This is a genomic window from Streptomyces sp. NBC_00322 (assembly GCF_036147535.1).
Classification (GTDB): domain Bacteria; phylum Actinomycetota; class Actinomycetes; order Streptomycetales; family Streptomycetaceae; genus Streptomyces.
Window position 1 is genome coordinate 6163646 of record NZ_CP108019.1, and the last position, 23852, is coordinate 6187497.

A 23852-nucleotide genomic window follows, 5' to 3' on the forward strand; every position below is an offset into this window, starting at 1 on the left:
TCTTCCTCGCGACAGCCGTCATGTTCGGCCCCGGATGAGAATCGGCACACCGGCTCTGCACGAACCGGTTCGGGGATCTCGTTGCGCTTGAGCACGCCAAGGGCCCGTTGACAGTGGCCAGTTGACGCGCTCCACGGCGGCCGGTGACCGCGGGGGATTTCGTAGGGTGTCCGAGGTGAGACGACACATAGATTTCGAGCGCCTGCACAACTTCCGCGACCTGGGCGGCTATCGCACCCACAACGGCCACACCGTGCGATGGGGCCGCCTGTACCGGTCCGACTCGCTCTCCAAGCTCCAGGGAGCCGACTGGGACCGCTTCCTTTCCCTGGGCGTGCGCACAGTGATCGATCTGCGCTACCCGTGGGAGATCGAGGCCAAGGGCCGGGTATCCGAAGCCGACGGGATGACCTATGCCAACCTCAGTGTGGAGCATCGCCCGTACGACCAGGCGGAGATCGACCCCGGCCTCGACCCCTGGCGCTTCCTCGCCGACCGGTACGCGGAGGTCGCCCTCGACGGCGCCGAGGAACTTCGGCAGGCGCTTGAACTCATTGCCGCCGAGAGCGCCCCGCAGGTCTTCCACTGTGCCTCGGGCAAAGACCGCACCGGGCTGCTGGCCGGCCTGGTGCTCTCGCTCCTGGGCGTGGACGAGGACGACATCGCCGCGGACTTCGCACTCACCGAGCTGGCCACGGACCGCCTGATCTCGGACTGGGAGGCGGCCAACCCGACCCGGACACTGAAGTGGCCCGGCTACGGGCGAGCACCGGAAGAGATCATGCGGCTGTTCCTGGCCGACCTTGCAGCCACGTACGGCTCGGTGCACGAGTACGCGGTCAAGCAGCTCGGCGTCGACGAGCCCTTGATCTCCCGACTGCGCGCGCGGCTGCTGGACTGAGCCTCGCGATCCTGTTCCGACGGCGGCGGCAACAGCTGGGTGACCGTGTGGGAGCCGGTCCTGAAGTTTCAACTGCGCCGCCGGGTAGCAGAGTTGAACGGAACCGCCGCCACGAGAGTGTCTACCTCTTCCGGAATGTTCCGGCGCTGCCATTCCTCTAGCATCGGTCCCTTCTGCAGGCGCCGAGAGCTGGAGTGATCTGGACGTGACCCGACCGCGCGTGGGTGTGGCCGTACTGACCATGGGAACCCGGCCCGCCGAACTGCGGGCCCTCCTCGATTCGGTGACCAAGCAGGACGAACCCGCTGCCCGTGTCGTCGTGACGCCTCCAGCGCCCCGCCCGCGTCCCCGCCCCGCCCTCAGGCCATCGTCCGCAGGTGCTCGTCGAGGCGTTCGTACGTCTCGACCACTCCCGCCTCCATGCCCATGGCAATGGCTCCGGCGAGGGTCTCCGCCGAGGGCCAGACCGAGGTGCTGGTCAGGGTCGTCCGGCCGTCTTTCTCCTCGAAGGTGAGGGTGGTCAGGACCGCGGGGCCCGGCATCTGTTCGAAGATTTCCGTGTAGACGATGCGCTCCGGCGGCACGATCTCCTTGTACTCACCCGAGAACACGACGGCGTTTCCGTCGGGTCCCGTCTGGCCCCAGCGCCACGCGCCGCCCGGGCGGAAGTCGATCTCGCAGACGGACGTCGTCAGCGAGCGCAGGCCGTACCACTGGCGAACGTGCTCGGGCTTGGTCCAAGCCTCGAAGACGAGGCTGCGCGGGGCGTCGAAGACGCGCGTGATGACGAGCTCTCGGTCCGACGGGGTGGTCAGCGTCGTCGGGTGCTCACTGGCTTTCGATGTCATTGTTCCGCTGCCTTTCCTGAAGATCGATCAGGTACTCGTCGAGCTGGCCGAAACTCTCCTCCCAGAAGCTGCGATAGCGCTCCAACCACGCGGTGACGTCTTTGAGCGGGCCGGCCCGCAGTTGGCAGGGCCGGTACTGGGCGTCACGGCCCCTCGTGATCAGGCCGGCGCGTTCGAGCACCTTCAGGTGCTTGGAGATGGCCTGCAGGCTGATGTCGAACGGCTCGGCCAGCTCGTTCACCGTCGCCGCGCCGTCGGCGAGGCGCGCCAGGATGGCTCGGCGGGTCGGGTCGGCGAGGGCTCCGAAGGTGGTGCTGAGCGGGTCGTCTGGCATCTGTAATCAACCATCTAGTTGTTTAACCGATAGGTTGAGCATGCCCCTCGGGCCACGCGCTGTCAAGCCTCGGGAGGGCGTGGTGGACGCAGGGGTTGACGCGGTCATGCAAAGGGATCACATTTGACCGCGACCACGTAAGGAAACTTTCCTAACAGAGAGGCCCACCCCCATGCGTACTCGTGCGTTAGCGATCGCCGCCGCTTCCGGCGCCGCTCTCCTCGCCACCGCCGCCCTGCCCGCGACCGCCAACACCCACCAAGCCTCGGCCGGTTCGGGGACCCTCGGCACCCGAGAGGGCTCGGTCAGCGCGGCCGACCTGCTGGCCAAGGTCAAGAGCTGTTCGCAGATATCCAACGGCAAGTACAAGTCGGACACCGAGACGTCCGCGAACATCCCGGTCTGCGGGAAGAACGGCGCGGTGTTCTGGAAGGCGGACATGGACATCGACTGCGACGGCCAGGTCACCAGCAAGTGCAACGCCGACACCGACCCCTGGTTCCAGGACGACACCGCGTTCCACCAGTCCAACGGCAAGCCCCTCAACGCCGAGAAGCTGCCGTACGTCGTGGTGCCGAGCAGCAGCGGCATCTGGAACTACGCCGGCGCCGGGATCAAGGGCGGCGGTGTCGTCGCCGTCATCTACAACAACAAGGTCGAGTACGCCGTCGTCGGCGACACCGGCCCCAACAAGATCATCGGCGAGGCCTCGTACGCCACGGCCAAGGCGTTGGGTATCGACCCGGACCCCGAGACCGGCGGTGCGGAGTCCGGAGTCACGTACATCCTGTTCAAGAACTCCAAGGTCTCGCCCATCGAGAGCCACAGCGCCGCGGTGAGCCTCGGCGATTCCCTCGCCAAGAAGTTCCTGCAGGAGAACTAGGGCCTGTGTGACGTCGTGATCAATCAGTTGCCTTCAGCAGGTCGTTGATCCAGATCATGGAGGCGCGGAGGTGGAGGCCGGCGAGGTAGCTCTCGGGTGTCTTGTCGTATCGAGTTGCGATGCCCCGCCAGGCTTTCAGCTTGTTGATCAGGCGCTCGACGGTGTTCCGCCCCTTGTAGAGTTCGGCGTCGTGGCGTGTGGGCCGGCCGCCCCGGCTGCCTTTCTTCTTTCGGTTGGCGGCCTGGTCCTTCTTCTCCGGGATGACTGCCTTGATGTTGCGTTTCCGCAGGTAAGCGCGGTTGGCGCGGGATGAGTAGGCCTTGTCCGCGGCGACAGCGTCAGGCCGGGTCCGGGGACGGCCGACCGGTAGACGGACCCGCACCTTCTGCAGCACGGGGACGAACTGCGGGCTGTCGGCGGCCTGTCCTGCGGTCAGGACGAACGACAACGGACGGCACTTGGGGTCAGCGGCGAGATGAACCTTGCTGGTCAACCCGCCACGGGACCTGCCGAGCAGGGCTTCCTTCAAGCGGAGCTTGCGCCGTCGCCTGATGTGCCGCCGCTCGTCCTGGCCGGGGGCGTCCCTTCCGTCCTGTCCGTTCTGTTCCGGCGGGCCGCCCCCTTTTGCCGGGGCCGTTCCTGGTCAGCGGCGGCTTCCTCGAGGGCCTCCATGACCTCCTTGCCGATGCACATCCCGGCGGCGTCGTGGTGGGCGCGGGCGGTGGTGGAGTCCACGCTGACCAGGGACAAGTCCGTCTGCCCCTGGCGGGCGGCTTCAGCGATCACGCCTTCCAGCAGCGCGGTGAAGACGCCGGCGTCCCTCCAGACCCGGAAGCGGCCGTAGACCGTCGGCCACGGGCCGAACTCGCCCGGCATCTCCCGCCACTGACTGCTGGTGCGGAACCGCCAGATCACCCCCTCGAACTGCTCACGCAGCCGCTCGGGGTACGGGCCGTACTCGCCTATCGGCAGGAACGGCTCGATCAACTTCCACTGCTCGTCGGTGAGTTGCCTGCGCGTCACGATCGTCTTCCTACCGGATCCGGCTTCCAAACGAATCCGGATCGGCAAGATTGATCACGACGTCACACACGCCCTAGGACAAGCAGCGGTTCCCTGCGGGCCGGTACGCCTCAAAGCCGGGCCCGGACCGGGGAGTTCACCTCCGCGACGGGCGTCGGGCTTCGTACGGTCGCCGTCCTGCTGGTCGTCGCGACCGTCGCCGCCGTGATCGGCTGCCGCGGGTCCGGCCCGGGTCGTACCGTGACAGCCGACGAGGCCGACCCGAGGTCTTGAACTGCCGGACGCGGCAGGCGGCGTGGCGTATGTTGCCGGCGACGCGCGGAACGTACAGCGGATCAACGTACAGCGGATCACTGGGGAGGACGCATGACCGCCCAAGCCGGCGTGCAGGGGACCGTGGCCGAAGGCTTCGAGGCCGTGCGGGAGGAATTCGCAGCCGTATTCGACGAGGGGATCACCACGTCCGGAGTGCAGCTCGCGGCCTGTGTCGACGGGCGGCAGGTCGTCGACCTGTGGGCCGGGGAGGGCATGGAGTGCGACTCGCTCACCGCCGTCTACTCCGTCACCAAGGGCGCGGCGCATCTGATCGTGGCGCTGCTGGTGCAGGAGGGGACGCTGGAGCTGGACCGCGAAGTCGCCCACTACTGGCCGGAGTTCGCGGCCGAGGGCAAGGGTGCACTCACCCTGCGGCAGCTGCTCACGCACCAGTCCGGGGTGATCGGCGCGGACGGCGGCCTCAGCAAGGCGGAGCTCGCAGATGACCGGCTGATCGCCGAACGGCTGGCGGGTCAGCGCCCGTTCTGGGAGCCCGGCACGGCGTACGGCTATCACGCCCTGGTGATCGCCGCCCTCACCGGCGAGGTGGTGCGCCGGGTCACCGGGCAGTCGATCCAGGAGCTCTTCGAGGAGCGGATCAGGGTTCCGTACGGTCTCGACTTCTACCTCGGCCTGCCCGAACCGCTCGAGGCGCGCTGGCTCGACGTCCAGCCGATGGAGCCCACACGCGAGCAGCTCGCCGATCTCGTGGCCAACGCGCCGGCGCGCGACAGCCTGATGGGCATCGCCTTCAACGCCCACGCCAAGCCGCCGACCGACCTGGTGCGCTTTGCCAACAGGCGTGACGCACGCGCACTGGGCCAGGCGTCGGGGGGCGGGGTCGGGAGCGCGCGCGGTGTCGCGGGGATGTACGCGGCTGCCATCAGCGAGACCGGCGGCCGGGCACCCCTGCTGAAGCCGGACACGATCGCGGAGTTCGGCCGCCTCCACACCGTGGGCACGGACGTGGTCACCGGCGACGTGGACCACTTCGGTCTCGGCTTCGAGGCGATGGGCGTGCGGTATCCGTTCCTCGGCCCGGAGGCCTTCGGCCACAGTGGCGCGGCGGGCGGGATGGGCTTCGCCGACCCGGCATCCGGCGTCGCGTACGGCTATGTGCGCCGGCGCTTCGCCTACCCGCCGGGTGGTGGAGCCGCGGAGAACGACCGTCTGGCGCAGGCGGTGGTGCGGGCGGCGGCAGGGGTCTGACCAGCCCAGAGACGCTTTCGCGGACGACTGTCACACCCGCGAGGCACACTGAAGACATGTGCCGCAGTATCAAGACTCTCCGCCCGCCCGTCCTCCCGGAAGAGGCCACGGAGGAGGACATCCGTGCCGCCTCCTTGCAGTACGTACGCAAGGTGTCCGGCTTCCGTGCCCCCGCCGCGCACAATCGCGAGGTCTTCGAGCAGGCCGTCGACGAGATAGCCGAGGCGACCCGCAAGCTGCTCGAAGGGCTTGAGGTGCGCGGTTCCGGTGGCAGCCGGACAGGGACTAAGGGGCAGGCTCCGGAGCCGGTTCCCGCTTCGGACGCCGCATGACGTAGGACGCCAGCGCGCCCGCCGCGAACAGCGCCAGTACGGACACGGCCGCGCCGACCCAGGTCGCGCCCAGCCACTGGCCGCCGAAGTAGCCGAGGCCGACGCTGTAGCCCGCCCAGGCCACGCCCGCGAGGGCGGACCAGGGCAGGAAATCCCTGGCCTTGCGGTGGGCCGCGCCCGCGCCCAGCGAGACGACGGAGCGTCCGGCCGGGGCGAAGCGTGCGATGACGACGAGGGCCCCGCCGCCGCGGCTGAGAGCCCAGCCAAGACGTTCCTGCGCGCTGGTCAGCTTGCGGGAGCGGGCGATGGCACGGTCCAGCCGGTCGCCGCCGCGCCAGGCGAGACGGTATGCGACGAGGTCTCCGAGTACGGAAGCGGTGGCCGCGCACAGGACGAGGGCGAGGAGCGAGGGCACTTCGTGCGGGACCTGCCCGGCCGCGCTCTGGACGGAGCCGCCTGCCGTGGTGGTCGAGCCCGCGGCGGCCGCGGTCGCGGCCGTGATCACCAGGACTCCGCTGGGGAGCACGGGCAGGAAGACATCGAGAAGTACGGACAGCGCCACGACGGCGTAGATCCATGGGCTGCCGGTCAGCGACCCCATACTCTCGAGCACCCGAACTCCCCGGTTTCGTGAAAAGGCCGCGACGTCGCAGGGGAGCGGCAGGGGCGGCAAGTACAGCTGTACAGCGTACGCCTGGGGTTCGGCTCGAGGATCGCCAGGGTGGGGATGTAGTGATCGTCACGTGTCGGGCAAAACGGAACGCCCGGATCCGCCCCAAGGGGCCCCGGGCGCTCCGGAATTCGGCGTGGCTGGAGGACCTAGACCGCGACCGGGGCGGACTGCTCCTTGCGCTCCTCGTCCGCCGCCCGGCTCCCGCCGCGCGCGAACAGCCGGTCCAGCGCCAGCGCGCCGGGGCCGGTGAAGACCAGCAGCAGGAAGGCCCAGCAGAACATCGCGGCTCCCTCGCCGCTGTTCTGGATCGGGAACAGGCCCTTGGGCTGGTGGACGTTGAAGTACGCGTACGCCATCGAGCCCGAGGCGATGAACGCGGCGCTGCGGGTGCCGAGGCCGAGCAGCACCAGCGCGCCGCCGACCAGTTCGATCACCGCGGCGTACCAGTCGGGCCAGGTGCCGGCCGGGACGGTGGTGCCGCCGAGTGCGCCGAAGAGCGAGCGGGCGCCGTGGCAGGTGAAGAGCAGTCCTACGACGATGCGGAACAGGCTGAGCACGTACGGCTGGGCCTTGTTCAGACGGGTGGACAGCGAGGGCGGTGCCATGGGGGCTCCTTCGGTCTGGGGACGTGAACCGACGAGGGGGGCCCTAGGTTAGGCAGACCTAATCAATGCTTGCAAGTTCAACTTTTGACCGGATGCCGATTTCCGCCAGAGATTCCGCTTCGCTGCCCGTCCCGCTGTCTGTTTCGCACTCCCGCGGCCCTCGGAGCGTGCGCAGCGCGGCGCGGGCCACCGCGTCCGCGTCCGAGAGCGTCACCGAGTCGACGCCAGGCCTGGCCCCGGCCGCGGTCACCCAGTGCACGCCCTCGGTGGGCACGCCGATCGCGAAACGCCGGGGGTGCGGACGGCCCTGACGGTTGATCAGACGGTACGGGCGCTGCGTTACGTCCAGCCCTCCGGTTTCGTAACCGTCGATCGCGTGCGGGCGGCACTGCCCCGTCTTCATCAGCCGGCCAAGCAGCTCGTCGCAGGTCCGTCGCAGATCCGGCTCCGGCAGCCGCGCCTCGATGAGCGTCGTCGCCGTGACGAGCGATCCGGGCACGTCGGGCGACTCGGCGGTGAAGACCCCGTCCGCCGTTCCGAAACACGTGCGCGGGCCGACCACGTCCAGCACGCCCGCCTCGATCAGAGCCGTCATCTCCTCGATCCGGCGGCGCGGCGGGCCGATGGACAGGAAGGCGTTGAGCGGGGTGTACCAGCGGTCCAGGTGGTCGCGCCGGGACGTGCCGGACAGCCCTGCGTGGTCCACGATCAGCCGCAGTTCGTTGCGGAGATCGCGCAGTACGTCGAGCGCGGCCTTCAGCGGGCCTGCCACATTGCCGAGCGCGGCCTGGGCGGCGTCCTGGCGCAGATGCGCGAGAAGCCAGCTGCGGTGCTCGACGGGGGTGTTGAAACTCTGGCCGTCGTACGGGCGTGAAATACGGTCCCAGGACCAGCGGTCCGCGCGCGCGATCCCGAACTCGTCCAGTACGGCGGTCTCCTGGGGGCTGCCGTGCGGGGCGTCGAGATAGCGGGAGCGGAAGCCGCGGGGCACGAGGCCGTCGGGGCCCGCGAGCAGCGCTTCGTAGTGGACCGTCTCCACCTCCTTGGCGACCAGCGGCCATATCTCGGTGAGGAACTCCGGCGGATCGCCCTCGTCAGCGCGCTTGCGGAAGACCGTGATCACGTCCGGGGTGAGCAGGAGGGGTTCGTGCCGGCCCGACGCGCCCTTGGCGTTGTCGCCGCGTGCCTGGTACGGGACGCCCCGCCGCGATCCCGCGTGCATGCGCGGCTCGCGGCCGGAGGGACGGTAGACGAGCGTGCCCCTGCCGTCGCGTACGAAAGTCCCGCCGCGGCCGGTCGTCAACAGGGCCATGTGGTCGAAGAAGTTGAGGCCGAGGCCCCGCAGCAGGACCGATTCGCCCGGGGCTACGGCGGAGAGGTCGAGGTCGGCGGGGTTGGCGGGCTCGTAGTAGCGCATGCGCGGGTGGCGGGAGGCGTACTCGGCGATATGTGCCTGGGCCTGGCGGGAGACCACGGGCAGATGCCCCTGGGCGAGGATCACCGCGGACAGCCCGGTGAGGGTGGTGTCGTCGTCGAGTGTGAGGGTCTGCCGCGGCGCGGCCGTACGCCGAACCTCGCCCCCGTCATCGGCGCGAGCGGCCTCGTGCACGGCGTCGACCCCGGCCACGTCGCGCGCCGCATCGTCCCGGTCGTCCTCAAGCCGTATCGCCCGCGCCCGGTGGACCCGGACCGTCACCGTGCCCGGGGCGGCGTCCGCCGTCCTGCGGAACGCCCACTCCAGATAGCGCCCATAACAGGCTCGCGTCGGATAGTCGTCCGGGCCCAACTGCTCGTCCGTGTGCGCCGACGCCCACTCGTACAGGCTCGGACCGGGTCGTATCGGACCTTCGCAGACAACGCTGTCATCCGTGAACAGAGTGACCTGCGAGGCCACCGTGTTCATCAGCAGCTCCGCCGGCTGGTCGGTGCGCCACACACGGCCCGGGCCCGGCATTGCGGGGTCGACCAGGTGGACCGTCAGCGGCGTTCTTGGGGTCAGCTCGGGCACCGAGGCGCAGAGCCGCTCCAGGACGGAGGTGCCGCGCGGGCCCGCCCCGACGACTGCGATGGCGCGGGCGCCGGAGGGGGGAACTGCGGGCCATGCGGCGTCGCGTACGTCGGACAAAACGGGAACTCCCGGTGCAAGTGGGGTGCTTGGAAGCGGAGTGTCCGGCTCATCATGCCGGGGCCGCGCCGGGAGTCGAACCCCTGGGACCGAGGATCACCCTCCGCTGTGGGAAGGATCACGGTGCGCGGTCAGCTCACGCTCCTCCGCCGTGACCAGCCGCGCACCACCGCCCGGACCCATGCCCTGACCGGCTCCCACCGCCCGCGCCTGATCGAGCCGAAGATCCGCCGAGCGCCCGCGCAGTGTCAGCGTCATCAGCTGATTGCCGAACCAGGGACCGCCCGTTCGCCCCCAGTCGACGCTCGGCCTGCCCGCTCTGCCGTGCCGGGCCAGGGCATGACCGAGCCGCCGTCCCGTCCGGCTCCAGCCGAAGCGGAAGCCGATCTGTACGGAGCGGGGGATGGAGTTGTGCACGGGCGAGCAGGTCAGTTGCAGCACCCGGGCGTCGGGCGCCTCGGCGGGCCACTCGGGTTCGGCGACATACGCATGGTGCACGTCGCCCGACAGCACGCACACCGTCGCCGGTGCGTCCGAGCCGCTGCCCGCCTCGGCGATCAGCCGCGTCAGCTTCTCGAAGGAGTCGGGGAACGCCGCCCAGTGCTCCAGGTCGGCCCGTCTGCGCAGATCCTCGCCGAAGCGCGCCCATCGTCCGCCCCGCTCGCCCCGGCACAGCGCGGCGTTCCAGCTCTCCGCGTCATGGATCAGGGGCGGCAGCAGCCAGGGCAGCGAGGTGCCGATCAGGAGATGGTCGTACGAGCCCCGCCCGGCCAGTGCCTGTTCGCGCAACCAGTGGGCCTCGTCGGGGTCCAGCATCGAGCGCCGCTGCTCGTCCAGGACCCGGCCCGCGCGGGTGTCCACCATCAGCAGCCGGGTCCGGCCGAAGTCGCGGCGGTAGCTCCAGCGCACACAGGCCGGGTCGGCGTCCGCCTGCGCGGCGAAGCTCCTCAGCCGGTCGGTGCCGTCGGGCGCTGCCCGTACCGCCGTGTACAGCTCGTCCGACTCCAGCTCGGCGGGGGAGAGATTGCCCAGGTGCTGATAGACCCAGTACGACATCAGTCCGCTGACGATGCGCTCCTGCCACCACGGCGTCCGGCGCATCTCGGCGAGCCAGGACGCGCTGGTGTTCCAGTCGTCTATCACGTCGTGGTCGTCGAAGATCATGCAGCTGGGGACCGTGGAGAGCAGCCAGCGCACCTCGGGGTCGAGCCATGACTCGTCGTAGAGGTGGGTGTATTCCTCGTAGTCCGCGACCTCCGCGCCCGGGGGCTCGCGCAGGTCCCGGCGGGCTGCGAGCCATGCCCGGGTCGCCTTGGACGTCGCGTCCGCGTACACCTGGTCGCCGAGCAGGAGCAGCACGTCGGGGCGCTCGGCCGCGGGTTCGGCGGCGAGCTTGACAGCGAGGGTGTCCAGCGCGTCCGGGCCGACCGGGTCGTGCCCCCCGGCGGGCGCCGCCGACCAGCGGCAGGAGCCGAAGGAGACGGTGACGCCGTCACAGGGCACATCGGGTGTACGGATCGTGCTCGGCGGCAAGCCGGAGCCTTCGAGCGGCCAGACCCGGAGGCCGTCCAGCAGTACCTCGTACGCCGTCGTGGTGCCGGGCGTCAGTCCGGTGACCGGGACCAGGGCGTAGTGGTGCCCCGCGATCTGGAACGTGCGCGAGGTGCCCTGCGCGCCGTCCGCGCACCGGACCTCCGCCGTGCACGGCCGGTCGGCCTCGACCCAGACGGTCGCGCTCCCGCCGGTCTCCCAGTCGACAAACCGCAGTAGTGGTCCCAGGCGCAGGCCCGCCATGTGTGCCCTCCTCTGTCGCCCCGTACGGTACGGAACGACAGAGGTGGGCGGCCAGGTTCCGGCCGTGATCGTGGCCGAACCGTCAGGCGCAGGTCAGCAGCCGTTCAGGACGCTCTGCAGCGCGCTCTTCTCGGCCGAGTCCACGGACAGGTTGTAGTAGTGCTTCACGTCCACCCACATCCGCACGTACATGCAGCGGTACGAGGTGCGCGAGGGCAGCCACTCCGCCGGGTCCTGGTCACCCTTCGCCTGGTTGACGTTGTCGGTGACGGCGATCAGCTGCGGACGGGTCAGGTCGTTGGCGAAGCCCTGGCGCTTGGACGTGGTCCAGCTGTTGGCGCCGGACTTCCACGCCTCGGAGAGCGGCACCACGTGGTCGATGTCGAGGTCGGAGGCGAGGGTCCAGGTGGCGCCGTCGTACTCGGAGTACCAACTGCCGCTGACGGCCGCACAGCTGGAGTCCTGGACGACGTTCGTGCCGTCGCGCTTGAGGACGACCTCACGGGTGTTGCAGGTGCCCGACTGGGTGATCCAGTGCGGGAACTTGTCGCGGCTGTAGCCCGTGGACGAACCTTCGGCCGCCACGGTGAGCTGGCCGAGGTAGGTACGGGCGGTGGCGGCGCTGACCGGGGTGGGCGGGGAGGCCTGAGCCGCGGGGGCGGTGGCCAGCAGGCCGGTCACGGCGAGTGCGGAGGTTGCGGCGAGTACGGCTATTCGGCGGCTGTTACGCGCGTAGACACCAGGCATGCGAACTCCTTTGATGTGGGGGGAGCTTGGCCGTTCGGGCGTGGCCATGGTTGCGGCGCCAGGTTTCGTTGGGGGGTGCGCCAGGTAACAGGGTGGCGACATGGGCACGTCAGATCAAGGTTTCTGACGCCCCGGCATACACCTTGTTACGTCGTAGGGTTGCCGGGTGCTGCTGACGGTCAATGTCACCTTCGGGGTCGTACTCGCCGTGCTGCTGGCCGCGGCGGCGACGGTGGCCGCCGTCGCCCACCTGGGCCGGGCGCGCGAGATCGCCGTGGCGGGCGTGCGCGCGGCGGTCCAACTCGCCGTCGTCTCCCTGGTGATCCGCTGGGTCGTCGACTCCCTGCCGCTGCTGCTCGCGTTTCTGCTGCTGATGTACGCGGTCGCCGTACGCACCGCAGGCCGGCGCATCACCAAGAACGGCACCTGGTGGTGGGCCTGGCTGCCGATCGCCGCGGGCGTCGCGCCCGTCGTCGGCGCCCTGCTCCTCACCGGCCTCGTGCCCCTCAAGGGCATCGCGCTGATCCCCGTCACCGGGATCCTCATCGGCGGCGCGCTCACCGCGACCGTCCTCGGCGGGCGGCGGGCCCTCGACGAGCTGGGGCTGCGGCACGGAGAGGTCGAGGCGGGGATGGCGCTCGGGCTGCTGGATCGCGACGCCCGGCTGGAGGTGGCGCGCCCGGCAGCGTCCGACGCGCTGCTGCCCGGGCTCGATCAGACCAGGACCGTGGGGCTCGTCACACTGCCCGGCGCCTTCGTGGGCATGCTGCTCGGCGGGGCCTCCCCGCTGCTGGCCGGGGCGGTGCAGCTGTTTGTGCTGGTCGCGCTGATGGCGGTACAGGCGGTGGCGGTCTCGCTGGTCATCGAGCTGGTGGCGCGGGGGCGGCTGCACCGGGATCCGGCGTGACGGGGGCGTGCGGGGTGTGCCAGGGGGTGTGCCAGGGGGGTGTGCCGGAGGTGGTGCCGTACCCTGAACGGAGCAGAAGGGGAGTAGCTCTTCGCCGGAACGTCGACATACTGCCGGGCCTCGTGCCCGGCCGGCGCCCGGAGGCGGCCTCGGTGAGGTCCGTCAGCGAGACCTTCGGCCGCAGTGCCCATGTACGTATTCATGGCGCTGCCGTGCCGAAGCGACCCCTGAAACGCTCAGGACTCTCGGCAGGGCCGCGCCCGACCGATTGAGGAATTACCCGTGATCAGCTTCACCGTCATGGCGATCACCTTCGGCGTCGTCTTTCTCGCCGAACTGCCCGACAAGACCGCGCTCGCCGGTCTGATGCTCGGCACTCGTTACCGCGCCTCGTACGTCTTCGCCGGGGTCGCCGCCGCCTTCGCCGTCCATGTCACGCTCGCCATCGCCGCGGGCAGCGTACTGACCCTGCTGCCGCACCGGCTGGTGCAGGCGGTGGTCGGGCTGCTCTTCCTCGCGGGGGCGCTGATGCTGCTCATGAAGAAGGACGACGGTGAGGGGGAACACATCAAGGCCCCGGCGGACCAGTCCTTCTGGAAGGTCTCCGGGGCGGGCTTCATGCTGATTCTGGTGGCGGAGTTCGGCGATCTGACACAGATCATGACCGCGAATCTCGCGGCGCGCTACGACAGCCCCGTCTCGGTCGGGATCGGTGCGGTGCTGGCGCTGTGGGCGGTCGCGGGCATCGGGATCCTGGGCGGGCGGACGCTGATGAGGTACGTGCCGCTGCGGCTGATCACGAGGGTGGCGGCGGGGCTGATGCTGGCGCTGGCGGGGTTCAGCCTGGTGGAGGCGGTGGCGGGCTGACGGGGGTGGTCGGGTGCGGGGGCGTGGGTGCCGGGGCCGCCGGGGACCCACGCCTCAAGGGCCGGAGGGGCTGAAAGCGAGATGGATCAGGCCGTCCGGGCCTGCCGTCACCCGGAGGCCCGTCAGGTCCTCGACGTGGACGTCCGGGGACAGCGACTTCGCGCGCGGGCCCACGCCCACCACCCGCATGCCCGCCGCGCGTGCCGCCTCGACTCCCGCTTCGGAGTCCTCGAAGGCCACGCAGTCCGCCGGGGCGAAGCCCAGTTCCGCCGCGGCCTTGAGGAAGCCCTCCGGGTCCGGCTTGCTGGCGCCGACGCGTTCCGCGGTGACGCGGGTCTGCGGCATCGGCAGGCCCGCCGCGGTCATCCGGGCCCGGGCGAGAGTCTCGTCCGCCGAGGTGACCAGGGCGTGCGGGAGCCCGGCGATCGCGGCCAGCAAGGTGGGGGCGCCGGCGACGGGGACCACGCCTTCGGTGTCCGCGGTCTCCTGGGCGAGCATCACGCGATTGTCGGCGTAGTTCTGCTCCATCGGCCGGTCCGGCAGCAGCGCGGCCATGGTGGCGTACCCCTGGCGGCCGTGGACGACCTTCAGCGCCGCCTCCGGGTCCAGGCCGTGCCCGGTCGCCCACTGGCGCCAGCAGCGTTCCACCACCGCGTCCGAGTTGACGATGGTGCCGTCCATGTCGAGCAGGAGGGCGCGGGCGGTCAGGACGGGCGGTGTGGTTGCCGGCATCGGCGTACTCCAGAGCGCGGGAGAAGAAAACAAGCGGCTCCGCCCGCCGGTCAGGGAGTACGGGCGGAACCACTTTGTTCCACCACGATACAAAGCGCGGGCTCCCGCGTCCACCCCGCCTACTTCGTCTCCGCCTCCAGCGCCCGGCGCGTCTTCGGGCCGTAGACGCCCTTGGGGTCGCCCTTGACATGCCGGGTGTTCTGGAAGGCCCGCACCGCATCCGTGACGGACTGGTCGTACTCGCCGTCCATCGGGCCCGCGTACAGCAGCACCTCGGCCAGCCGCTGCTGCAGATCCACGACCGCCGGTCCGCTGTCCCCGCTGCGCAGCGTGCCCGAGCTCTGCGTCTGGGGCGCCTGAGGCGCCGAGCCCGTGGTCTGCGCCGTGGACGACGCGGGGGTCGAGGGGTCCGCCGGTGAGGAGTCGCGGGAGGCCGCCGAGGTCGCGGACGGATCCGCAGACGCCGTACCGGACGCCGAAGCCGACGCATCGGCCGAAGCGGAACCGGTCGGCCCGGATGTGGGTGAATCCGGCAGGCGACTGACGGTCGGCGCGACCGTCCCCCTGTCCGGCAGAGCCTTCTCCTTGTCGTCGTCCCCGGAGAACAGGCCGCCGGCGAACGCCGCGGTCCCGGCCACCGTCACCGCCGCCGCGGCCACGACGAGCCCCTTGTACGAACGCTTGCGCCGACGGTGGCGCAGGGGGGTGAGGTTGGCCGGCGTGAGGTTCACCGGGGCGAGCGTGTCCGCGCCGAGAGTGACCGGCCCGTCGTGCTGCGCGGCATCCACCACCCGCGGCAGCGGCACCGTCCCCCCGTCCGGCGCCACCCCGCTTTCGGCCACGTTCTGCAACGTCACATAAGGCCGTACGCGCAGCGGATCGAAGTCCTTGGCCGTCGCGGCATCCGCCTCCCGCTCTGCCCGCACCGCGTCCGCGGCCCGCTCCGCACAGGCGCAGCCGGGCCCGGCTCTGCCCCCGGCATCTCGCGGCGTACCGCATTCAGGACACTGGTGTCCGGTCATCGCTGGTCCCTCCCCTTGCACTGCGAGCGATTATGCAGCGGCCCCTCGGGACGCCCAACAGCGCCCGCCCTCCCGGCCGCACACTCGGCAGGCCATAACCGGCCACACCCACCAGGATGGGGAGGAGAGTGGTCAAGAGACCGGCGAGGAGTGAAAGCGGCATGGCTCAGGGAATGAGCACCGAGGCCGCGAGCCCGGCCCCCGGCGAGGGGCAGAACCGGCAGAACGTCATGGTCGCCATCGGTGCACTGCTCCTGGGCATGCTGCTCGCCGCCCTCGACCAGACGATCGTCTCCACCGCACTGCCCACCATCGCCAGCGAACTCGGCGGCCTGAACCATCTGTCGTGGGTGGTCACCGCATACCTGCTGGCCTCGACCGCCGCCACCCCCCTGTGGGGCAAGCTCGGTGACCAGTACGGCCGCAAGAAGCTCTTCCAGGCCGCGATCGTCATCTTCCTCATCGGCTCCGCGCTGTGCGGCGTCGCCCAGAACATGGCGCAGCTCATCGGCTTCCGCGCGTTGCAGGGCCTGGGCGGCGGCGGCCTCATCGTGCTGTCCATGGCGATCGTCGGCGACATCGTCTCCCCGCGCGAACGCGGAAAGTACCAGGGCCTGTTCGGTGCGGTCTTCGGCGCGACCAGCGTGCTCGGCCCGCTGCTGGGCGGCCTGTTCACCGAACATCTCAGCTGGCGCTGGGTCTTCTACATCAACCTGCCGATCGGCGTCGTGGCGCTCCTCGTCATCGCCGCCGTACTGCACCCCCCGGTCCGGCCGACCCGGCACACCATCGACTACCTCGGCACCTTCCTGATCGCCTCCGCCGCCACCTGTCTGGTCCTCGTCGCCTCCCTCGGCGGCACCACCTGGGCCTGGGGCTCGGCGCAGATCATCTCCCTCGCGGCTCTCAGCGTCGTACTCCTGGTCGCTTTCGTGTATGTCGAGCAGCGCGCCGTCGAACCCGTGCTGCCGCTCAAACTGTTCCGGATCCGCACCTTCACGCTCGTCGCGGTCATCAGCTTCATCGTCGGCTTCGCGATGTTCGGAGCGATGACCTATCTGCCGACGTTCCTCCAGGTCGTGCAGGGCATCTCGCCCACCCTGTCCGGCGTCCACATGCTGCCGATGGTGCTCGGCATGCTGATCGCCTCCACCGCGTCCGGGCAGATCGTCAGCCGCACCGGACGCTGGAAGATCTTCCCCATCGCGGGCACCGGCATCACCGCCGTCGGCCTGTTCCTGCTCCACCAGCTCGACGAGTCCAGCTCCACCTGGGAGATGAGTACGTACTTCTTCGTCTTCGGCGCCGGGCTCGGCCTGGTCATGCAGGTACTCGTACTCGTGGTCCAGAACGCCGTCGGATACGAGGACCTGGGCGTCGCCACCTCCGGCGCGACCTTCTTCCGCTCCATCGGGGCCTCGTTCGGTGTCTCCATCTTCGGCACGATCTTCACCAGCCGGCTGGAGGACAAACTCTCCGACGCCCTCGCCGGACAGTCCGTGCCCTCCGGCACCGGCCCCGGGCAGCTGGCCGCCGACCCGCGCGCCATCTCCGAACTGCCGCCCGTGCTGCGGCCGTCGGTGCTCCACGCGTACGCCTCGTCCATCACGGACGTCTTCCTGTACGCGGTACCCGTGGTGGTCCTCGCCTTCCTCATCTCCTGGTTCCTCAAGGAGGACAAGCTGCGCGGCTCGGTTACCGCGCCCGACCCCAGCGAAACCGTTGCGTCCAACCCGGTCGAGCGCTCCTCCCACGAGGAGGTGGCGCGGGCGCTGTCGGTGCTCGGTTCGCGCGCGGGGAGGCGGCGGATCTACGAGAAGATCACGGTGAAGGCGGGGTACGACATGCTGCCCGCGGCCAGTTGGCTGCTGCTGCGCATCCGCCGCCACGGCACGGTGCAGCCCGCGCTGCTCGCGGACACCACGCCGGTGTCGCTGCGGGCCATCACGGAGGCCGCCCGCCAGGTGGAGGAGCGGGGGCTCGCCCGCCGCGAGGGGCTGCAACTGCTGCTCACCGACCGGGGCGACGAGGTCGCCGTGCAGCTGGCGCAGGCGCGGGAGGAGTCGCTCGCGGAGCTGCTGGGGGACTGGTGGGGGCCGGACCGGCCGACGGATCTGGTGCAGCTGGTGCGGGAGCTGACGGCGGAGCTGTGCGGCTCGGACGCGGAGCGGCCGTACAGCCGCCCGCCGCCGGGGGACCACCGCGCGCCGTGACGGCCCCTACGGGTGCGCCTGCGGCGGGCCTGTTCCCCGACCCGCCCCTTCCCGAACTGGGGCTTCGCCCCAGCCCCCCGGGGCTCCGCCCCGCACCCTTTACGGGGGCTCCGCCCCGAACCCCCGTATGCGACCTTCGGCCGCATGTCCTCAAACGCCGGACGGGCTGAACAATCAGCCCCGCCGGCGTTTGAGGCGCGGGGCCCCGCGCAGCGGCACCGCACCCGCCTACAGCTCCTTGCCGTACCAGATCTCCATGTACGGCCCCGTGCAATACGCCGGGATCTCCCCGTACCCCTGCCGCACATACAGCCCGCGCGCCTCGACCAGGTCCAGTCGTGTGTTCAGCACCATCCGCCTCGCGCCCAGTACCCGCGCCTGTGCCTCCAGCAGCTCCATGAGCAGACCGGCGCCACCCTTGCCCCGGAAGGCGGGCCGTAGATACACACGCGTGAGTTCCGCCCGCTCGGCGTCCAGCATCAGGATGCCGCCGCAGGCCGCCGCCTTGCCGTCGTAGCGGCCGACGACGAACTGGCCCGTGGGCGGCACGAGTTGCTCGGCACCGTCCCCGGTCAGGCCCTCGTCGATCTCCTCGTCGGTCGCCGGGCGCTGCCAGTAGCGGCTTGCGACCTCGTCGTAGTACTCGCGCCGCAGCGCACTCGCGTCGGGGGAGTCGAAGGCCTCGGGGGCCAGGGTCCAGCTCGTCATGACGATCTCTGTACCCGAGCGGCGCAGCCGTTGGCCAACGATTAACGGTCAAGCGAACCAGTCAAGCCAACCCGTCAAGCGAACCGGTCGGGGGAGAGGAAGTCCAGCGGCACCCTCGTCGGCCGGGACTGGACGAGATCCGCCAGGGCCTCGCCGATGCCGGTCGCGTGCTGGAAACCGTGCGCGTTGTCGCCGCCCGCGACGATCACGCGGGGGTCACCCCCGGGGCGGCCGATCACGAACTGCCCGTCCGGGGTGCGGGTCGCCATGCAGACCGCGACCCGTGCGGGCACCGCTTCGAGGCCCGGGACCTTGGCGGGCAGCATGGCCGCCAGGTCCGACCAGTCCTCGGACGCCACCGAACGGTCGCTGTCGTCGGGGTCGATCGGCTTGGCCGACACACCGCGGTCCTCCAGGCTCAGCTGGATGTCGTGACCGCCCTCCATCCCGCTGCCCCGCAGCACCCGCACGTCGTCCAGCTCCCGCATGAAGACGGGGAAGCTGTCCAGAGTGAAGCTGTCGTCCGGCTCCAGCTGCCGGAACCAGGTGATCGGCATGCGTACCGTCTCCAGCGGCAGCCCCGGTACGAGGGACGCCAGCCAGGAGCCGGCCGTCACGACGACCTGCCGCACCCGCACGGTCCGCTGCGCCGTGTGCAGGAGAACTCCGCCCGGCACCGGCTCGATCGAGGTGATCCGGGTGTCGGTGTACACGCGGGCGCCCGCGCGGCGGGCAAGTGCGACGGCGGAGCGGACCGCCCTCTCCGGTCGGACGATCCCGGCGGTCGGTTCCCAGACACCTATGTGATGGTCCGGCACGGCGGTGTGGCGGGGGTACTGGAAGCGCAGGGCGCGGGCCGTGAAGGTGCGCACGTCGATGCCGTGCTCGCGGGCCGAGCGGAGGGTGCCGCCGGCGATGTGGCCGTTCTCGGGGCCGATCAGGAGTCCGCCGGTGGGGACGAACAGCTGCTCCTGTGCCGCGTCTTCGAGCTCCGACCACAGCTCACGGGACCGCTGTGCGAGCGGCACGAGTCGAGGGTGCTCCAGTGCGGCGAGGCGGAACATCCGGGCGCCGCCGTGGGAGGAACCGAGTGAATGACCCGGTGTGAAGCGCTCGAAGCCCACGACGTCGACGCCCCGGGCAGCCAGTTTCCACAGGGCCGAGGCGCCCCAGGCCCCGAGTCCCACGACCGCAGCCTCAGCGTCCCACCGAGTCATGTCACTCACTCCCGCCTGTCTCAGGTGCTCAGGGTCCACACCACCACGCGCCCCCGCGCGTATGCCTGAGTACCGGCTACTCACCTTGTGGCCGCCCCTGACCGCCCGGCCGTTGCCCCTCCGGGGGACCGTCGGGGGCCGGGTCGGGGCGCCGCGGAGTCGGGACGCGGAAGAGGTTTGAGTACCTGAGTACTCATGAAGCCGGGTCCCGGCGCGTGGTCAGCTCATGGCGCCGCGCGGTGCAGCGCGCGACGACCGGTGGAGGTTTGGATGCAATTCCGTGTACTGGGGACTCCCGAGATCTACGACGAGGTCAGACAACGGAGCGTCCAGCTGACCAGTCCCAAGCAGCGGGTGCTGCTCGGGGCGCTGCTGGTCCGGATGGGATCTCCGGTGCCCACGGAAGCGCTGATCAACGAGCTCTGGGGACGCAACGCACCGGACAAGGCCATCAACGCCCTGCAGGCGCACGTGTCCCGGCTGCGGCAGCAGCTGATCGAGGTGGAGCCCTCCCGGGCCAATACGCCGCGCCTGGTCGCGCGGGGTTCGGGTTATCTGCTGCAGGCGCGGCCCGACGAACTCGACAGTGTGCAGTTCCGGCTCCTGGTGGCCCGCGCCCAGCGGCAGTTGGAGTCCGATCCGCATTCCGCCTGCGTCCTGCTGCGCAAGGCCCTGAAGCTGTGGCGCGGCCCCGCTCTGGCCGGCGGCTCCCACGGGCCGCTGAGTGCGGGTGTCGCCGCGCGGCTGGAGGAGGAGCGACTGCTCGCTCTCGAGGACCTGTGCGACGCCTCGCTCCGGATGGGCCAGCACCGCCAAGTGATCGCCCAACTGGAGGAGTTGGTGGCCGACCACCCTCTGCGGGAGCGCTTCCGCGACCAGTTGGCCCTCTCGCTCCAGCGCAGCGGCCGGCCGGGGGAGGCGCGCACGGTGCGCGACACCGTACGGCGACGTCGCACCGCCGAGGTCGGTACGGGCGCCGCGCCGGTGCTGACCGTGCCCGTACGCCAGATCCACGAGGCCGGGAGCCGGTGGCAGGCGCAGGGCACGGTCGAGCACACAGTGGCGGAGGAGTACGGCGACGGCGAGACCCCCCACCGCGAGGGTGCGAGCAACCTCGAACTGCTGCGGCTGCGACGGCGGGTCGACCAGCTGACCTCCGAACAGCACACGCTCCGCTCGGAACTCGACCGTCTCATGGCACTGGTGGAAGAGCGCGTCCCTGCCCGGCGCAGGGATTCCGCGTGAACTCCCGGTGCCGGATCGGCCCCGTTTGTCAGTCTGTCAATTGCATGTCAGATATGGGCATTTGAATGGCCGGGTGAGTGGCGCGTCAAACTACAATGCGAATCGCTGATGAGCGGGAATTCAATTTCTGAGAGGAGATTTCCGTGGCCGTGCTGCACACGACTCACAAGAGTGCCGGGACACCGGACCAGGTGTGGAAGGTGCTTCTGGACTGCGAGGCGTTCCCTTCGTACATGGAGGGCGTCAATGAGGTGACCGTCACCGGCGAGGAGGACGGTCGCCGGACCAGCAGTTGGGTGGTCGAACTCAAGGGTTCCGAGATGGAGTGGGACCAGGAGGACGTCATCGACGCCGAGCGGCGGCGTCTGGAGTTCCGCCAGACCGAGGGGGATCTCGCCCAATACGAGGGTTATTGGCAGGTCGTCGAGGACGGCGACGGTGCCGGCCTCGAACTGAACGTGGAATTCGACATCGGTCTGCCGATGGTTGCCGAAATGATTCATCCCGCGGTGGCCAAGGCGCTGGAAGGCTACCAGGCCGGAATTGTCGGCCAGAGCCTCTAGGACCAGAGCCTCTAGAAGGAGAAGCAATGAGTGACCTTCGCTCGGGTGACGCCAAGGAAACCTTCCGGCGCGTGAAGCGCCATTTTTCTCCGGCGCTTTCCGTGGCCGGTAAGTTCTCCGGGCAGGGTGCCGTCGAGTCCTCGGCGGACGGCTGCCGGGTGACCCTCTCGGACGGCCGGTCCGTCCTCGACTTCGGCTCGTACGCCGTCGCACTCCTCGGCCATCGCAACACGGCGATCATCGACGCCGTACGCAGCCAGCTGGACGTGATGCCGGCGTCGACGAGGACGGTCCAGAGCCCCGTGTCGCCGATGGCGGCGGAGAGCCTGTCGGAGTACTTCGGAGGAGCCCTCAACCGGGTCTTCTTCGGATGCGGTGGCGCGGACGCCGTCGAGGTGTCCCTCAAGCTGGCCCGTATGGCCACCGGCCGGATGACCGTCATCGCGGTCGACGGAGCCTTCCACGGAAAGACCCTCGGCGCCCTCGCGCTGACCCACAACGAACGCTTCAGGGCGGGCCTGGAGCCGCTGCTCCAGGGCGTCGTCCATGTCGACCCGGACGACCCCGAGGCGGTCGCGCGGGTCATCCGCGAACAGGACGTCGCTGCCGTCATCTTCGAGCCCGTACAGGCCGAGAACGGTGTACAGGTGCTCGACGAGGCCGTCCTGGCGCAGTGGTGCCGCGACGCCCACGAGCACGGTGCCTTTGTCATCTCCGACGAGATCCAGGTCGGCCTGCGGCGGTGCGGCGCCAAGTCCGTGGCGCTGGAGGCAGGGCTGCCGGTGGATGCCGTACTGCTGGGCAAGCCCCTGGGCGGCGGCGTCGTCCCGGTCTCGGCCGCGGTGGGCAACGACCGGCTGTTCCAGCCCCTGCTGACCGATCCGATGAAGCACACCGCCACCTTCAGCGGCCATCCGCTGGGCACCGCGGTGATTCCCGTGGCGCTGGACACCATCGAGCTGCACGCCGAGGACGGCGCCCGCGTCGCCGCGGCGATGGCGGAAGGGCTCGCGCGGATCCAGGAGGAGCACAGCGACATCGTGGTCGCCGTGCGAGGCCGTGGACTGCTGTGGGGGATCGACTTCCGCTCGCCGGAGCTGTCCGGCGACGTACTGGCGGGACTCGCCCAGAGCGGTCTGGTCGTCTCACCCTGCATCAGCCGTCCGACGACCGTGCGGCTGCTCCCGCCGATCGTCGCGACCGACGAGGACGTGAAAGAGGCGCTGTCACTGCTCTCCGGCGCGGTCGCAAAGGCCGCCGCCGGCGCTTAGGGGGTGTCTTCCGGATCTTGCTGGGTTCAGCCTGATCCGAAAGACACCCCCAGCCCGCCGCACCGAACCGGACGAATGTCCCGGGGAAGGAACGAAGATAACTGATGACTTCGCTCACGCATTCAGAAGTCACCGAGGAGTTCGCCGACGATGTCGTTCTGCACGAGGACATCACCGGTTTCACGGCTCCGGATCCGCACACCGTATCCGAAGTGTTCCTCACCGGCGCGACCGGTTTTCTCGGGGCATTTCTGCTGAAGGAACTGCTGGCGCGTGGCCTTGTCGTGCACTGCCTGGTGCGAGCCGCGGACGCCGACGCGGGACTCGGCCGGCTGAAGGCAAATCTGGACACGTACGAAATCGACGAGGTCGATCTGGACCGGGTCAGGGTCGTTCCCGGGGATGTGACGAAGCCCCGGTTCGGTATGGATGAAGCCGCTTATGCCGAACTGGCCGGGCAGATCGGCGCCATTTATCATTCCGCGGCCAAGGTCAACTTCCTTACGCTGTACAAGTGGCTGCGCAAGTCGACGGTCGACGGAACACACGAGATCCTGCGATTTGCGTGCGCGGCGAAGGCCGCCTTGCACCATGTGTCGACCACGGGCGTGTTCGAGCCCAAGGCCGCCCTCGGGCCTAGGCGCGAGGCGGATCCCACCGGACCGCCTCAGAAGCTGTCGCTCGGCTACACCAAGAGCAAGTGGGTTGCCGAGCAGCTCGTGCGCGAGGCCGGGCGCAGGGGTGTGCCCACGACCATCCACCGCCCCGGGCAGGTGTGGGGCGACACGCGCAGCGGAGCGTGCCAGCCGAACGACTTCGTCTGGCGGTTCATCAAGGGATCCATCCAGGCGGGCCTGTATCCGCGGAAGTTCCGGCTCGACATGAACATGGTGCCGGTCGACTACGTCAGCGCCGCCATCGTCGCCATCTCCAGGGACCCGGCCTCCATCGGCAGGGCGTTCCACGAGGTGAGCCCCGGGTCGCTGGACTCCGACGAGATTCTGGGCCTCATCCGCAGCTCCGGGTACGAGCTGAAGGAAGTCAGCATCATCAAGTGGATGAAGGGCATTTCGGCCGACGTCCACAACTCCATGTACCCGCTGATGGCCATGATCGTGGACCTGGAGAAGGTCGAGGTCGCGGAGTTCGCCGACGGCGACACCCGGGAGTTCCTGAGTGGCTCCGGGGTCGAATGCCCGAGCATCGACGAGAAGGTGTTCGCCGCCTACGTGGCGTACTTCGTCCGTCATGACGTGCTGCCGGACCCGTGTCTGTGAACCGCTGACGAAAAGACGGTGTCCCGCGAGGAATCTCGCGG

Annotated in this window: 22 protein-coding genes and 2 pseudogenes; 12 read left to right on the forward strand and 12 right to left on the reverse strand. The window is 69.9% G+C overall.

Going from position 1 to position 23852, the window contains the following annotated elements; all coding sequences use genetic code 11:
- Positions 1-175: 175 nt before the first annotated feature.
- Together OG905_RS28205 and OG905_RS28210 are read left to right on the forward strand one after the other, a co-directional pair.
- Entirely contained in the window at positions 176-901 is a 726-nt protein-coding gene (locus OG905_RS28205) for a tyrosine-protein phosphatase (RefSeq protein WP_328678254.1), read from the forward strand.
- 205 nt (positions 902-1106) lie between these two features.
- A pseudogene (locus OG905_RS28210) lies at positions 1107-1223 on the forward strand (glycosyltransferase family 2 protein); the annotation flags it as partial.
- A gap of 37 nt (positions 1224-1260) precedes the next feature.
- Here OG905_RS28210 and OG905_RS28215 read toward each other — a convergent pair.
- Positions 1261-1749 carry an SRPBCC family protein gene (locus OG905_RS28215; protein WP_328678255.1) on the reverse strand — a complete coding sequence of 163 codons (489 nt, stop codon included), beginning with the start codon at positions 1747-1749 and terminating at the stop codon, positions 1261-1263.
- The gene (locus OG905_RS28220) at positions 1730-2083 is read right to left on the reverse strand and encodes an ArsR/SmtB family transcription factor (protein ID WP_328678256.1); all 354 of its coding nucleotides are present in this window, start codon (positions 2081-2083) and stop codon (positions 1730-1732) included. The genes OG905_RS28215 and OG905_RS28220 overlap by 20 nt, the downstream gene beginning before the upstream one ends.
- Before the next feature lie 172 nt (positions 2084-2255).
- Here OG905_RS28220 and OG905_RS28225 point away from each other — a divergent pair, with 172 nt between their 5' ends.
- Positions 2256-2966 (forward strand): glycoside hydrolase family 75 protein, encoded by a 711-nt coding sequence (locus tag OG905_RS28225; RefSeq protein WP_328678258.1) that lies wholly within the window; start codon positions 2256-2258, stop codon positions 2964-2966.
- Between the two features lie 19 nt (positions 2967-2985).
- Here the strand turns inward: OG905_RS28225 and OG905_RS28230 are convergent.
- Positions 2986-3989 (reverse strand): annotated as a pseudogene (locus OG905_RS28230) (IS5 family transposase).
- Between the two features lie 366 nt (positions 3990-4355).
- Between OG905_RS28230 and OG905_RS28235 the strand changes: the two are divergent.
- Complete coding sequence (locus OG905_RS28235; protein WP_328678259.1) at positions 4356-5513, forward strand: serine hydrolase domain-containing protein; 1158 nt, start codon at positions 4356-4358, stop codon at positions 5511-5513.
- A gap of 56 nt (positions 5514-5569) precedes the next feature.
- Positions 5570-5845: a DUF2277 domain-containing protein gene (locus tag OG905_RS28240; RefSeq protein ID WP_328678261.1), complete on the forward strand. Its 276-nt coding sequence runs from the start codon at positions 5570-5572 to the stop codon at positions 5843-5845.
- On the opposite strand, the gene OG905_RS28245 is transcribed toward OG905_RS28240, so the two are convergent.
- The 5 genes from OG905_RS28245 to OG905_RS28265 all read right to left on the reverse strand — a co-directional run bounded on the left by OG905_RS28245 (position 5799) and on the right by OG905_RS28265 (position 11789).
- Entirely contained in the window at positions 5799-6458 is a 660-nt protein-coding gene (locus OG905_RS28245; protein WP_328678263.1) for a DedA family protein, read from the reverse strand. The two genes, OG905_RS28240 and OG905_RS28245, sit on opposite strands and share 47 nt — an antisense overlap.
- 206 nt (positions 6459-6664) lie before the next feature.
- Positions 6665-7108 (reverse strand): DoxX family protein, encoded by a 444-nt coding sequence (locus OG905_RS28250; protein ID WP_328682651.1) that lies wholly within the window; start codon positions 7106-7108, stop codon positions 6665-6667.
- A 73-nt stretch (positions 7109-7181) separates the two neighbouring features.
- Positions 7182-9248 (reverse strand): FAD/NAD(P)-binding protein, encoded by a 2067-nt coding sequence (locus tag OG905_RS28255; protein WP_328678265.1) that lies wholly within the window; start codon positions 9246-9248, stop codon positions 7182-7184.
- A gap of 96 nt (positions 9249-9344) precedes the next feature.
- The gene (locus tag OG905_RS28260) at positions 9345-11042 is read right to left on the reverse strand and encodes an alkaline phosphatase D family protein (RefSeq protein WP_328678267.1); all 1698 of its coding nucleotides are present in this window, start codon (positions 11040-11042) and stop codon (positions 9345-9347) included.
- A 93-nt stretch (positions 11043-11135) separates the two neighbouring features.
- Positions 11136-11789: an HNH endonuclease family protein gene (locus tag OG905_RS28265; protein ID WP_328678269.1), complete on the reverse strand. Its 654-nt coding sequence runs from the start codon at positions 11787-11789 to the stop codon at positions 11136-11138.
- 166 nt (positions 11790-11955) lie between these two features.
- On the opposite strand from OG905_RS28265, the gene OG905_RS28270 reads away from it, so the two are divergent.
- On the forward strand, positions 11956-12696 hold the full coding sequence (locus OG905_RS28270) for an ABC transporter permease (RefSeq protein ID WP_328678272.1): 741 nt from the start codon (positions 11956-11958) through the stop codon (positions 12694-12696).
- Positions 12697-12978: 282 nt separating this feature from the next.
- Positions 12979-13563, forward strand: coding sequence for a TMEM165/GDT1 family protein (locus OG905_RS28275; protein ID WP_328678274.1), 585 nt, complete (start codon positions 12979-12981; stop codon positions 13561-13563).
- Between the two features lie 54 nt (positions 13564-13617).
- Here OG905_RS28275 and OG905_RS28280 read toward each other — a convergent pair whose 3' ends face one another.
- Complete coding sequence (locus OG905_RS28280) at positions 13618-14295, reverse strand: HAD-IA family hydrolase (RefSeq protein WP_328678276.1); 678 nt, start codon at positions 14293-14295, stop codon at positions 13618-13620.
- Positions 14296-14414: 119 nt separating this feature from the next.
- Positions 14415-15317, reverse strand: coding sequence for a peptidoglycan-binding domain-containing protein (locus OG905_RS28285; RefSeq protein WP_328678277.1), 903 nt, complete (start codon positions 15315-15317; stop codon positions 14415-14417).
- 161 nt (positions 15318-15478) lie between these two features.
- On the opposite strand from OG905_RS28285, the gene OG905_RS28290 reads away from it, so the two are divergent.
- Entirely contained in the window at positions 15479-17530 is a 2052-nt protein-coding gene (locus tag OG905_RS28290; RefSeq protein ID WP_328678279.1) for an MFS transporter, read from the forward strand.
- A 228-nt stretch (positions 17531-17758) separates the two neighbouring features.
- Here the strand turns inward: OG905_RS28290 and OG905_RS28295 are convergent, their stop codons facing one another.
- Together OG905_RS28295 and solA are read right to left on the reverse strand one after the other, a co-directional pair.
- Entirely contained in the window at positions 17759-18238 is a 480-nt protein-coding gene (locus OG905_RS28295) for a GNAT family N-acetyltransferase (RefSeq protein WP_328678281.1), read from the reverse strand.
- Positions 18239-18312: 74 nt separating this feature from the next.
- Complete coding sequence (solA, locus tag OG905_RS28300; RefSeq protein ID WP_328678283.1) at positions 18313-19455, reverse strand: N-methyl-L-tryptophan oxidase; 1143 nt, start codon at positions 19453-19455, stop codon at positions 18313-18315.
- Between the two features lie 270 nt (positions 19456-19725).
- Here solA and OG905_RS28305 point away from each other — a divergent pair, with 270 nt between their 5' ends.
- From OG905_RS28305 to OG905_RS28320, 4 genes are all read left to right on the forward strand, one after another.
- Positions 19726-20700 (forward strand): AfsR/SARP family transcriptional regulator, encoded by a 975-nt coding sequence (locus OG905_RS28305; protein ID WP_328678285.1) that lies wholly within the window; start codon positions 19726-19728, stop codon positions 20698-20700.
- A gap of 143 nt (positions 20701-20843) precedes the next feature.
- Positions 20844-21263, forward strand: a complete 420-nt coding sequence (locus OG905_RS28310) for a type II toxin-antitoxin system RatA family toxin (RefSeq protein WP_328678286.1) — start codon at positions 20844-20846, stop codon at positions 21261-21263.
- 26 nt (positions 21264-21289) lie between these two features.
- Entirely contained in the window at positions 21290-22534 is a 1245-nt protein-coding gene (locus tag OG905_RS28315) for an aspartate aminotransferase family protein (protein ID WP_328678288.1), read from the forward strand.
- 104 nt (positions 22535-22638) lie between these two features.
- On the forward strand, positions 22639-23811 hold the full coding sequence (locus OG905_RS28320) for a thioester reductase domain-containing protein (protein ID WP_328678290.1): 1173 nt from the start codon (positions 22639-22641) through the stop codon (positions 23809-23811).
- Positions 23812-23852 lie beyond the last annotated feature (41 nt).